Origin of the sequence: Daejeonella sp., assembly GCF_044232565.1 — a bacterium.
Taxonomy (GTDB): Bacteria; Bacteroidota; Bacteroidia; order Sphingobacteriales; family Sphingobacteriaceae; genus Daejeonella.
The window spans coordinates 1-13,279 of the sequence record NZ_JBIILQ010000053.1 but is presented as its reverse complement, the minus strand read 5'-3'; the positions used below and the strand labels follow the sequence as shown (position 1 = coordinate 13,279).

7 protein-coding genes and 1 pseudogene are annotated in these 13,279 nt (G+C 35.6%); all 8 read right to left on the bottom strand.

What is annotated here, in order from left to right; genetic code table 11:
- A pseudogene (locus ACILQF_RS04830) lies at nucleotides 1-513 on the bottom strand (beta-glucosidase); the annotation flags it as partial.
- Between the two features lie 2 nt (nucleotides 514-515).
- Nucleotides 516-2,180, bottom strand: a complete 1,665-nt coding sequence (locus ACILQF_RS04825) for a glucoamylase family protein (protein ID WP_395626283.1) — start codon at nucleotides 2,178-2,180, stop codon at nucleotides 516-518.
- 55 nt (nucleotides 2,181-2,235) lie between these two features.
- A complete protein-coding gene (locus tag ACILQF_RS04820) occupies nucleotides 2,236-3,123 on the bottom strand; it encodes a LamG-like jellyroll fold domain-containing protein (RefSeq protein ID WP_395626282.1) in 888 nt (295 codons plus the stop codon).
- A gap of 11 nt (nucleotides 3,124-3,134) precedes the next feature.
- Nucleotides 3,135-4,658, bottom strand: a complete 1,524-nt coding sequence (locus ACILQF_RS04815) for a RagB/SusD family nutrient uptake outer membrane protein (protein ID WP_395626281.1) — start codon at nucleotides 4,656-4,658, stop codon at nucleotides 3,135-3,137.
- A 24-nt stretch (nucleotides 4,659-4,682) separates the two neighbouring features.
- Complete coding sequence (locus tag ACILQF_RS04810; RefSeq protein ID WP_395626280.1) at nucleotides 4,683-7,691, bottom strand: SusC/RagA family TonB-linked outer membrane protein; 3,009 nt, start codon at nucleotides 7,689-7,691, stop codon at nucleotides 4,683-4,685.
- A gap of 250 nt (nucleotides 7,692-7,941) precedes the next feature.
- Nucleotides 7,942-10,821: a triple tyrosine motif-containing protein gene (locus ACILQF_RS04805; RefSeq protein WP_395626279.1), complete on the bottom strand. Its 2,880-nt coding sequence runs from the start codon at nucleotides 10,819-10,821 to the stop codon at nucleotides 7,942-7,944.
- A 158-nt stretch (nucleotides 10,822-10,979) separates the two neighbouring features.
- Complete coding sequence (locus tag ACILQF_RS04800) at nucleotides 10,980-12,260, bottom strand: DUF3472 domain-containing protein (protein WP_395626278.1); 1,281 nt, start codon at nucleotides 12,258-12,260, stop codon at nucleotides 10,980-10,982.
- Between the two features lie 20 nt (nucleotides 12,261-12,280).
- Nucleotides 12,281-13,279, bottom strand: a 999-nt coding sequence (locus ACILQF_RS04795) for a discoidin domain-containing protein (RefSeq protein ID WP_395626277.1), incomplete at its 5' end; no start/stop codon positions are given.

Here is a 13,279-nt window from a genome sequence, read left to right as displayed (position 1 = left end):
TTTTTCCTCACGATTTCCATTCTTAAAATACTGCTTTACGCAAATAAGACCTTGAGCAACAAAGGAAGTTTCAACTAAATCGCCACCATCATCAAACTTAGAAAAAGGTTTCACTTTGCCAGTTTCCCCATACATCCAATGAGGCCAAGCACCATGAAAACGCTCGGCATTTTTAAGGTAATTTAAAATTTTGTTTAGTCGTTCAACACCTTCTTTTCTACTCACAAAATCTCGATCAATACCACTAATGATGCCCATCAATCCGAAGCCAGCAGCACCAGTAGCCACAGTATTTTTATCGTTTTGCGGATAAATATTATCTTCATGATAACGCTCTCTTCCGGCTCCCGAAACTGGTTCAGCACCATCCCAAAAATATTGGAAACTATGGTATTGAACCGTATCTAAAAGTTGATTATCTGTTAAAGTCTTCCTTACACTCAAATCCCTATTAACTCCGCAGGATAAGAGGGAAAATGCAATAAAAACATATAGTTTATAAATATTTTTCATTCTTAAATTTTAGGGCTTTGAAAGCCAAGTTTTTTTAATCCAGATTTTACTTCGGGACAAGACATGAATAAATCCCAAATTAAACCTGTCCGATAATTTTCAATCATCACAATCTGAGGCCCTTGATCAATTGCCAAATAAGATTGAGCAAACCAAGGATCATGAAGTGAAAAGGCATCTTTAAAACCATATTCACCCCATAGTTTATCACCTAATTTATAGTAGAAAAACCGAATAGCCTGCATAGATTCTTCGGGAGCATAGGGCAAGGACGCAACAGCAGCTGTAGGAGCGGTATAACCCTTATCATTATTGGGAGAACTGGCAGAATAGCCTCCGCTGATATCACTTGCGGTTAATCCCCAATTGTCTTTGGAATATCCATATTTCAATGGATCGGCCACACAATAATTATAATTGATTTTGGTATGCGCTTTAACTTGGGTTTCATAGTTAGCATACGAGTCACTCAGAGAGGTTGGGTTTAATGCCATAAAACTGTAATGCTCAAAGAACAAAGGACCTCCATTGGGAGATCCCAAAGGCAATTGAACACCATAATAAGTATTACCATTCTTCATTCCACCATTTGATGCCCATCCTGCATCATAAACGGACTTAGGAATGCTATGTGTAGTAGAAGAAGAAGCTAGAACATAAACCATCAGCGCTTCGTTCCATCCTCTTACAGGTAAGTTCATATCCCATGCAAAATTTGAACTCCAATGCCAGTATAATCTTTCTTCTCCATTTTTCCTAAACCAATCCCATTCAACAGCATTAAAAAGGAGGTTAACATCAGAGCGTAAATTTATTTCATCCGCATCATTTGAATTAAAATATTGCCTAGCTACGAGTAAACCTTCCATTAAAAAAGCTGTTTCTACTAGATCTGCGCCGTTATCTTTGGCGCTAAAAGCTTGAACCTTTCCGGTATTCCCATTAATCCAATGCGGAAAAACACCATGGAATTTATCTGCAGTTTTTAAAAACGTAATGATTTTTTGAATCCGTGCCTTCCCCTCACTTCTGCTGATAAAATTTCTGCTAACAGCAGAAACTATGCTCATAATCCCAAAACCAGTCCCACCAGTAGTAACAATATCTCCTGAAGTATTGCGCTCGCGAGCCATACCACTGTTAGGATGAGCAAAATCCCAGAAATATTTAAAGGTTTGCTTTTGGATAAGTGTTAGCAGCTCATTATCAGAAATAATAGGGAATTTATCTTTTCCATCCAACCCTGTTTGCAAATTGATCGTTAATGGATTGATTATTCTGCCGCCAGACTCTGTTTTAATGTTATCAGGAATAAGGATCTTATAGGATGAAAAGGATGAAAGGTCATTTACCGGAACTAATTCTACCGATCTGTTTTGATCAGAAATAGAATAACTGGCATTCACCAAAATGCCAGCATCTGTTTTCCAGGTTATTTTATTAGCCTCCACACTTGAAATTGCTTCAGAAAATATGATCTTAACTTTAGGGATTGGATTCAATGACTTATAAGTCAGGGATCCATTATAACTACCATTTACAGTGAATGAAATTGCAGTATCCTTAGGGGAAATAATGGTTGTATTATCTTTATTGCAACCGCCTAAACAGTGCAAAACCAGTATCAGAATAAAAAAATAGCCTTTTTTAAGATAATCCAAATACATCAGAAATTTAATGAGAAAGAAGTGCTGGCTAAACATAAGCCAGCACTTCTTTAATTTATTTACCTGCTTTACCCAGATTATTTAAAGCTTTAATATGTGCATCAGGAAGCACAGTATTATAAACTCTGATCTCGTCAATTGAACCTGTCATATTTGCAAATGAAACATCTGTACCTATCGTTTTACCAGGAATAGTATTATAACAACCCCCGATAATAATTTCACCTGGTTCATATGATTTAAACAGGTTATTGCCAGTACCACGATTGTTATAAGACCCAATATTTACACCATCTGCCCACATTTTAAATACACCGGTAGTTCCATCATAGGTTAAAACCAGATGAGTCCAAACCGCGGCACCAATCTTTGGAGATAGGGTAGCGTTCAGGTTATCCTGACTTCCCCCACCTACCGTGGTAAACCTTGGATTAACTTTTAAAATATCTGTTGTTGAAGATGGATAAGACTGTGTATTTAATCTAAAATCAAGGCTTCCGTTAAATATACCCGGACGGGCAATTTGAAAGGTCATTGTTTTCTTAGTCCCGTTATTGGTAATCTGAATCCATTGACTAATCGTAAAACTCTTCAAAGCTTCAGATTTAAAAGCATCCATTTGAGTTGCATAGTAAACAAAGCCTGCATTTAATTTAAGAGCCTTCCCTTTTACACCACCAGTTACATACGAATCGTTTAGAGAAGAGGTAGGTGCAGTTTTACTTATAGTTTCATTTTTAGTATCCTCAAAAGACCAGTAGGCTACCAAATTTTTAGGATATACATCATCAGTACTAGAATATCCATCAATTTTCCCTTCGTATTGGGCTGTAGAAACTTCCGGTAAGTTATTTGGATTACCATCTTTTTCACAGGAAGATAAAACTGAAACAGTCAAGAGACAAACGACCAGACTGGAAATATTTAAAAAATTCTTTTTCATGTGTTTAAGGATTAATAACCATTATTTTGTTTTAATACACCTTTACTTAAATCGATTTGAGTTTGAGGAATAGGCAATAACTCATGTTTGCCCTTTACGAAAGTCTTTCCTTGGGCTTGTAAAACATCAGCCACAATGCCCCATCTTACGATATCAAAGAATCGCTCATGCTCCATGGCTAACTCCACTCTTCTTTCACGGCGGATGGCTTCTTTTAGATCTGCCTGAACTGTGGTGGTAATTGCTGGAAGGATTGCACTATTGCCTTCTCTTGCTCTTAGTCTGATGCTGTTTAAGGCAGCCAATGCTTTCGTTGTATTATCTGCTCCACCCAATTCGTTAGCAGCTTCTGCATACATTAAAACAACATCTGCATATCTCAATAAACGTACATTATTCCACCATCCAAATCGATTTCCGATTTGTGATCTTTTGGCTGGATTGGTATACACTTTATTGTTATAACGAGGATTTGGTAAACCTGCAGGAATAGCTTCTCCATATAAAGATGTACCACCCGCATATAAAATAGAACGGGCTTTTCTTGGGTCATTTGCTTCAAAAGCTGCTTCTAAACTTGTACTTGGAACATTAAATCCCCAACCTAAATCCCACTGACCAGTTCCTCTAACACCCTGAACATTAGAATATTGTGAACCATAAGTGGTAGGATTAGAAGCTGTAGCAGTTGCCTGAACTTCAAAGATTGATTCCTTGGAATTTTCACCCTCTTCGTTAAATATTTTAGAATAAGGGGTTGAAAGATCATATTGACCAGATGTCATTACCATATTAGCGGTATTCATTGCACTAGCCCATTTACTCTGGTACAAATATACTTTAGCCAACAATCCAAGTGCTGCACCTTTAGTTGCTCTACCCACAAATTTTGAATCGTAAGTTGCTGGCAAATTTGCTGCGGCAAAAATAAGATCACTTTCAATAAACTGATATACAACTGGAGCGGCACTTTGAGGGATATTCGCTTCAGCAGCTGTTTTAGTAATAACAGTATCTACTAAGGGTACAGCACCATAGCTTCTAACCAGCATAAAATAGGCATAAGCTCTTAAGAATCTAGCCTCAGCTCTAGCACCTAACTTTAAGCTTTCTGGTGTATTAAGATTAGGGTCTTTTGCCACTCTTTCAAGTACAAAATTACATTTATTGATCATGTCGTAATGACCAACCCAAAATGCATTGGCTACACCATTACTAGCTGTAATACTAAAGTTGTCCATTTGAATTTGATCACCACCATCTGCAGGTGTGCTCCCCTTATCTGCATCATCACTTCTGATACTTGCAACCGTTACAAATGGCATAACCGTTACGTTGTAACTCCTTAAAACTGCATAAGCACCATTAATGAACTGATCATATGGGCCTGACCCTTCAGGATAAGGATAATTATCCTGATCATACTCTCCCTGTGATTGTCTATCCAGAAAATCTTTTTTACATCCGGCAAATACCGTGATCAATGCAAGCAAAAAGACTATTGCATAGCTTGTTTTGTATTTTAATATTTTCATTGCTATATTTTTAAATTGATACAATTAAAAAGTCAGGTTCAAACCAAAAGTGTAAACACTTGGAATTGGATAAATCCCATTATCTGCACCAGCACCAATAATGTTGCTGATTGGAGCTTCAGGAGTATAACCAGTTGTTTTACTCCATGTATTTAGATTTTGACCACTCAAATACATTCTTAAAGACTTCATACCTACTTTATTCAATAAGGATTTGTTAAATGTATATCCTAACTGAACGGTACGTAAGCGGAAGTAATCGCCTGGCTCTAAAAAGTAGTTACTCATTAAGTAGTTGTTACCACGGGTATTGTCAAGAATTGGCTCAATATTATTTGTACCTGGTCTTGTATACGCGTTTAAACGATTACTTTCATAATTAAGAACTGCAAAATTTGAGGTACGTCTCTGCGTATAAACATGATTTCCTGCAACACCCTGGCCTTCAACAATCATGTCAAAGCTCTTATAAGCTAATGATAAATTAAGCCCATAATTATAATCTGGGAACGGAGAACCTAAATTCGTTCTATCTGCATCTGTAATTTTACCATCCGCATTGATATCCTCAAAAGCTATATCTCCTGGAAGTGAATTAGGAAAAGATGGTTGTTTATCTAAATCAGCAGTCGACTGATAAACACCAACCTGCTTGTATCCATAAAAATAACCAATTGACTCACCAGAACTGGTTCTGTTTACACCACCGTTACCCGTAATCTGGAAATTAAAGTTATCACCAATTGACTCCACATTATTTTTATTGTAACTGATATTCGGAGTAATACTATAAGAGAAGTTTCCAATTTTATCTCTCCAGGCTAAGCTAAGTTCAAGACCCTTGTTAGAAATTGTTCCCAAATTAGTTAATAAATAACTGCTGATTGCTGGCAATGGCACTCTTGTTAAGATATCTTTTGTGGTACGATTATAATAGGTCAGATCAGCGCTCAAGCGTGAATTGAAGGCCTGAACTTCCATACCAATATCTAAACCACGAATAACCTCCCAATGTAAATTAGGATCGGGTACATATGATGGAGTAACTGATGGGTAAACATTATTACCAAATACACCAACATCAGTGATCGTTAATCCCGGGCGATATAGATTTTCACCAAATCCCTGAGCATTACCCAATGTACCCCATGAACCTCTAAGTTTCACGAAGTCAATTCCTTTAATATTGTCTTTAAAGAAACTCTCTTCACTCAATACCCAGCCTAAACCAACACTTCCAAATGTTCCCCATCTATTTTCAGGTGCGAATTTTGAAATTCCATCTCTTCTTATAGACGCATTTACCAGATATTTACTCTTAAAGGAATAGTTTAACCTTCCGAAATAAGATTGCTGAGCTGATTCGCTACCACTGCCATTGTAATTTCCAGGATTTGCAATGTTAGTGATATTCAAATACCAAAAATCAGGATCGTTAGGAATATTTAAAGTAGTATCTCTTCTGTTTCCAGATAAAGAGGTACTCGAAGTATAAAGAGAGGTTAAACCCGCTAAAGCTGTTAACTTATGATCCTTATTAAATGTATTTTCATAAGTAAGTGTTTGATCCTGTTGAAATTTACGGAATTCTGATTGATTCTGATCTACAGAAGTCCTAATTGAATTATCAAAAGTTCGGTTTGTAGGTATGGAGCCCTCTCCTAAATTAATAAATGTGTAAGGCAGTGGATTATAGCCTCTTGAACCATTCCAGCTCATATCAGTATAAAATGAAGACCTGAATTTAAAATTTTTCAAAAAGGTTAGCTCAGCAAATATATTACCTACTGCTCTATAGCCCTTGTTGATAGAGGTTTGATCATTCCTGTTTAAGGTTGCAATAGGATTGCCAACCTGCGCTCTTTGAAATGATGGCATGCTATAATATGAATTGGCGTCTTCCTGAACACCTACAATTGGTGCTGACCATAAAGCATTGTTTAAAGAAACATCAGAAGGGTCAGAATTGTAGTGGTAAGCATTTACATCACCACCAACTTTCAGGTTGTCATTGAATTTTAATTCCTGATTCAATCTGAAATTATATCTTTTGAAACTGCTATTTCTTAAAACACCTTCCTGATTGGTATATCCAACATTAACAATGGTGGTAGACTTTTCACCGCTGTTTGAAATACTTAGGTTATTATTATTTTGCATGGCTGTTTTGAAGATCAAATCCTGCCAGTTAGTGTTTGCAGTATAGTTTGTGAAATCAAATGGCGCTGCATTTATATTTGCTAGCTGCGCTGTATAGAGGCTTTTAAAACCAGCAGCATCAACCACATCAATTTGGTTGGGTACAGTTTGCACACCTACTGAACTTTGAAATGCTATACGCGTTTCGCCTTTAGCTGCTCTTTTGGTTGTAACAACAATAACACCATTACCACCTTGTGTTCCAAAGATAGCTGTAGAAGATGGATCTTTTAATACTTCCACAGTTTCAATATCCGCTGCATTCACATAGTCAATATTAGTTTGTATAACACCATCAACAACATAAATAGGACTTGAAGCATTTGTACTATTAATACCTCTGATCCTAACAGTTGGCGATGCACCGGGAGTTCCGCTATTCACAATTGTTAAACCAGCTACCTTACCTTGCAATGAGGAAACTGGGTTTGTATTAGGCGACTTCTCAATGTCTTCACCCCTAACTGAACTAATGGAACCTGTTAAATCTCTTTTCTTTTGAGATCCATAACCTATTACAACAACCTGGTCCAATTCGTTAGTTGAAGGGCTCAGCTTTACATTAATAGTAGTTCTTCCATTTACAAGAATCTCCTGAGTTGTAAATCCTAAATAGGTGACAACTAAGATGCCTTTGGGTGGAACGCTGATTGAAAAATCACCGTTTAAATCTGTTTGGGTTCCAATAGCAGACCCTTTAAGTTTTACACTTACACCTATTAATGCTTCATTGCTCATACCACCTGTAACCTTTCCAGTTACCTTGATATTTTGCGCAAAAGCACTAAAACAAGAGATAAGAAATAAAAATACTAGTAGAGATTTTTGTTTCATAATTTTTAATTAGTTAATTGTTAAACCATCACCAAAATGGAATTGTTTTGATTATTCACCAAATAAAATAACTCTACATCACTACACATTAAATTTAATCACCTGCTTCAAATGATTAAAAAAAGTTAAATTATGACCTAAAAAGCGTGTTTAGAGATTTCAATAGCTCTATTTATACTACACAAACTGAAATGAAAAGATAGGGTAATTAATAAGCTAAGATTATCATGTGTGTAGTAATGATGTAGTGTTAAAGCTCCATTAGAAACTCAACTAAGTTCTTATCGTGAGGAAGACTGAGTTTCTTTCGTAAACGATAGCGTCTAATTTCAGCTCCACGCAAACTAATATTTAGCAAGGATGCCATCTCTTTACTACTCATATTCATACGCAAATACGCACATAGTTTTAAGTCGTTAGGAACAAGATCTGGATGATGAACCTTCAACTTTTTGAAGAAATTTTCATGCGTTTCATTGAAACTACTTTCAAATAAATTCCAGTCCCGTTCATCGTTCATTCCCTCATCAATAATTTTTTGAAGTCGTTTTAATTGCTCATCAGCAAAAACCTTTCCGTTAGCATCCTTAAGATTCTCAATTTCGCCCTTAATTTTTTGCAAAAATTCATTCTTATATACCATATTCATTGCTGAATTTGTTACTTCACGGCTTTTACTATCAACCTCGGCCTGTAATTTCTCGTTTTTAACTTTAATAAGCTTTTGTTCATTAATTATTGCCTCCTGTTTCAATTGCTCATCTCGCTCTTTTTGAAGTCGATTTTGAATATTTTCTTGATGCTTTTTAAGTTTTCGGAAATACCAAAATCTAATCAAGTAAACAGCCCCGACAATATTGAAAACATAAAGAATCATTGCCCAAATACTTGCATAAAAAGGAGGTAGAATCTCAAATTTAAATGAGGTGATTTCAGATAGTTCTTCATCATTCACTCTTGCTCTAACTTTAAACTCATACTTTCCAAAGGGAAGATTAGTAAAGTCCTTTTGAGATATAGATGCCCAGGATGACCAGCCACTAGAATATCCATCCAAATAGTACTGATACAAAATCTTTCCTTGACGATAAATAGGTAAGCTATAATGAATTCGGATACTATTTTCTTGATTACTTATCTTAATCGGAGCACTTAAAGTTGCGCGCTCGGTATGCGTAAAAGTTCCAGTCGTGATATTTTCAACTTTACCAATAATAACATCTGGAATGCTTTGCTTAACCTCCTTAAGGTTTTGATTATATAAAACAAAGCCATCATCAATACTGATTAAATAAAGGTTGTGGTCAATTTTAGAAATATTTTCATAATTCTGCACCATCCTGCCATTTAATACACTGAATAAGCTAGAATTAACCTTGATTTTACCGGGCTCTGAAAAATCAACAAGGGCTACCTTACCCTTTTCAATAAACCAATAACTCTTTTCATCGGCCTTAATGACTTTATTGGCCCTTGAAAATGATCCAAGATCTCTGTTTAGTTCATCATACTTCTTAAATCGATCTATAATATGGTCATAAACATAAAATCCTGAATCTGAAGCGAATACAATCCTGCCAAAGAGATTAAAAATATTTATCCCATAACTAGAAGGCAGACCCTTAGTTTGATCATAATTTTTAACTAGGCCATCTACAGCCATTAGATTCTGCTTAAGGTTCATCTTAAATAACCCTTTATAAGCATGAGATGACCAAATATTTCCCTTTTCATCCTGCTCAACGTATCTTGATGGGGCAGAAAAACCATTTACTTTGTGTGAAAACTTATATTGACCAGATCCATCTTTTTGATAAATGACCAATCCATTATATGTACCCTGAATCAATTTATTGGGCACTGTACTCATTTTCTTGATTGTCCAGCCTCCATTAACGGAAGATACCTTCTCTAAAACAGCTCCTTTAACCCTAAAGGTTCCATTATTATGCCCACAAAAAAGTTCTCCATCAATAAGTGATAAATCCCACACCTGGCCCTGTGAATTAGGAATTAGCTTAAAATCAAAGGATTGATCTCTACTCTTTGGATTCCATGAGCTAAAATATAAACCCTGATTTGTGCCTAGATAAATCTTATCCTTGAAAATAATACTAGAGTAAACAGTCCCAAAACCCACGCTCTTATCGAGAAAAAATGAAAGCGGAGAATTTAATTCTATACGGTCAATACCATTATCTAATCCAGCCCATAAATTATTAGACTGGTCTACAAATAGGCTCAATACAGTATTATTTTGGAGTCCGCCGCTCTTATTAATGCGTTGAATAACATTGCCTTCTTTATCAATGATAACAATACCGTTTAGGATGGTTCCGAAGGCAAAATACTTACCATATAAATCAACGCCATTATTCAATTGGTTGGTAATTAATAATTTATTTGCAGGAATGTCCCAAGCCTTAACCTTTAAACCATCAAAAATAAATAGACCATTATTTGAAGTTCCAATTACAAAACTATTAGCATTATAGGGCAACATACACAATACCGCCATATTAGCCAGGAGCTCACTTCCAGGAACAAATTCAAGCTTTGTGCCCTTAAGTTCAAATAAACCCTTTTTTAAGCCCTGAATAAAATACCTATTCTTAACCTTTACTAGAAATAAAAACGGGCCTTTATCGATTACCTGAATTTTACCTTTATGATAAATTAAAATTGCTCCAAAGGACTGGAAAATAACACGCTCTCCATCTACATAAATTTTCCAAACCTCATCGCTAAAATTGAAATTTTTGGGGATGAGATTATTAAGCGATTTATATTTTTGTATTGCATGAGAATCAAAATACCAATAGCCAATCTCACCAAAACCACCCGTGTAAACCCTTCCTTTATCATCAACCGCTACCGACCGAACAATAAGGTTGTTAGGAATCTTATATAATTGCCATGCATTGCCGTTAAAAGTTAACAAACCCTCTGAATTACCGAAGTAAATCACACGATTTGCATCGGAAGTAACAGACCAGTTTTGGTTTCCCGCTAAGTAAACCGACTTGGTATAATTACGGATATTGGAAACACCTATGCTCTGAATATCATTTGCAAATGATGTGAAAACTATAATAGAGAAACAAAAGGATATATATATTGATTTCAACATTGCTGAATATTGATTTTTTTATTTAACCAAAAATCGATTAATTCAAAGCTAATGCTAAAACAATAAAAGAAGAAGTTATTGTCATAAATAAAAAGAATAACAATTGATTTTGGGATTAATTTTGCGAATTCAAACCCAATATTTAAATTATTAAAATCTTATAGTTTCTCTAGGGCGTCAAAATCAATATCTGGCTTTACACCCATAAGTTCGCGCTTAAAAAATTGATCCATCGATGTAAATTCATTGAAAAAGCCTGCATTTTTCATGAAAAATTTATTCCCTTTTACTCCTCCAGCATAATCTTTTCGGTAATTACCTCTAGCTGTGGCATCAGCAGTAAATTTAGCGCTAGTAAGCTCATACCATTGGCCCACACTATCCATAATCCATTGATTTTGATAGTATCCCATGCGACTTGTATTACCTGTTGTGGTTGCAAAATTCTCAAGAAACGAATATAAATTAGTCAGGTTAGTGGCCTTTTGAGGTCTTTTAAATCGAGCAATCAAAAACCATTTACCTTGTTCTGGATCCTTAAAATAAGCAGTATACTCCGTAGTTTTGTTCTTAAAATCTGGTTTTACACCTAATAAAAAAGCATAGCTTTGTTCGATCTTCCATGGGAAAACCATGTAGCTTTGCCCTCCAGATCCCTCATTTCCAAATTCTCCAGTTTTTACTGTTGGGCCCTTTTTTAATAGCACAATTTTCATGCTATCTGGAATGCTTTTGGGATCATCAGTAACAAAAGGGCTCCAAACAGAAAATAATATTCTTCTTTCAGTCGGAGAATTTACCTGCATGCCAAAATAACCCTCTCCAAAACCATTGGCCATATAATATGATCCAATTACATCACTTTTTGCTGGCACTTTAATTTCATTATAAAACCACTTCACCTCACTTTTTATATTTGGTGGAATATCATATCGTAAGTGAACTGATGGCCCTCTGCGGCCAAAATGGAATGAACTACCCTTTTTAACATAAACAAGATCTTGATCTCCATTTTCTCCGCTGATTAGAAGATTGGAAATTTCAGCAAAATAGGAATGAGTCTTTTTTAAACCCTGAATATCAATTTTAACATGTCCCGCTGTTTTAACATCAATATTCCCAATTGCAATAGTATCAAATTGAATGTTTGAAATTTTCTTTTCAAAACTCTTACCGCCAGCCTTAATCCTTAAAACACTTTCTCCTTCTGGAACTCTTACAAGCAAGGAAACATTTAAAACTTGGGGCTTTGATACCCTAAAATAAATACTCGTAATTGCCTCTTTATCAAACCATTCAACAAGTCCAGCATCCGTAATTTTAGCGCCTTTACTTACATAAGCATTACCCCCTAGGGGTATCATTGCTTTAAAGGTTTGTGCATAAGTAATTGCGCTTAGCAAAACAATAAAACTGATTATAACTAACTTTTTCATCATTAAAGATTATTAAAAATAGATTAAAACATACCCACTTCGGCAATTGCAGCAAAATTTTGACCATCCCATGCTGATTTAGAGACTACCTTAAAATAACGAAAAGTTCGAGATGTATCAAAAGTAAAATACTGACTTCCATTGGTATTTGCCGCTGTAAAATTCTTTATAGAGACAAAATTAGCACCATCAATACTTGATAATAATTCAAAATCTTTAATAGCACGCGAAAGTCCGCTTCTTTGAGTTAAAGCCAAGCCCTTAACACTATTCGCTATTCCCATATCAATTACAAAATCGTGAGGATAACTAGTTGAAGACCCTGTCCACTTGGAGTGCCAATAAGTAGATCCATTCCCATCAATTAAGGTATTGGCTCTACCATTTATAGTACCCTCCCCCGCCAACTCCTCAGAACTAAAAGAACTTATTTTCCATCCAAGTTTATTAATTTCGGGCTTCGTGCTAAAATCAAGAACCGGCACTCCCAAATTAAATAGATAACTATAACTTGTTTGTGTTACATGGCCATTTTCATGAACTAACTTTACTCTTAATTCATATTTAAGGCCATCTGTTTTTTCAATAAAATCTGAAAGGAGAAAGTCTATTTTAAATTCATTTGATCCAATTGGTTTGGATGTCCAAGTGATCGCATTATAATCTTTGTTTGCTCCGGTGCCACCATCAGCAATTGTTTCAGGATCATTATAATAAAGTATTTGTTTTACTGGTACTTCACTTGAAAATTTACCGCTTACATTGATAGCAGATGTGCTGGAATTATAGCTAGCCTCAATTGATGTAACTCCCGCATTTACCTGTCCATAATATGCTTTTGTGTCTGCATTAAATACCTGATTTACATCTAATACAGCACAATCAGCGGCAGTTAGAAAGGTTGGCGTTTTACCTAACGTATAATTACCTGCTCCCATCAAGGCCGTGCCTTTTACTGACATTTCACTTTTTTTAGCATGATTATGTGGCAAATTTAATGCGTGACCAAGCTCATGAAACAA

Excerpts from the sequence above, each read along its gene's own strand:
- ACILQF_RS04800 (WP_395626278.1), bottom strand. The coding sequence starts at position 12,260 with ATGATGAAAAAGTTAGTTATAATCAGTTTTATTGTTTTGCTAAGCGCA.
- ACILQF_RS04805 (WP_395626279.1), bottom strand. The coding sequence starts at position 10,821 with ATGTTGAAATCAATATATATATCCTTTTGTTTCTCTATTATAGTTTTC.
- ACILQF_RS04815 (WP_395626281.1), bottom strand. The coding sequence starts at position 4,658 with ATGAAAATATTAAAATACAAAACAAGCTATGCAATAGTCTTTTTGCTT.
- ACILQF_RS04820 (WP_395626282.1), bottom strand. The coding sequence starts at position 3,123 with ATGAAAAAGAATTTTTTAAATATTTCCAGTCTGGTCGTTTGTCTCTTG.
- ACILQF_RS04810 (WP_395626280.1), bottom strand. The coding sequence starts at position 7,691 with ATGAAACAAAAATCTCTACTAGTATTTTTATTTCTTATCTCTTGTTTT.
- ACILQF_RS04825 (WP_395626283.1), bottom strand. The coding sequence starts at position 2,180 with ATGTATTTGGATTATCTTAAAAAAGGCTATTTTTTTATTCTGATACTG.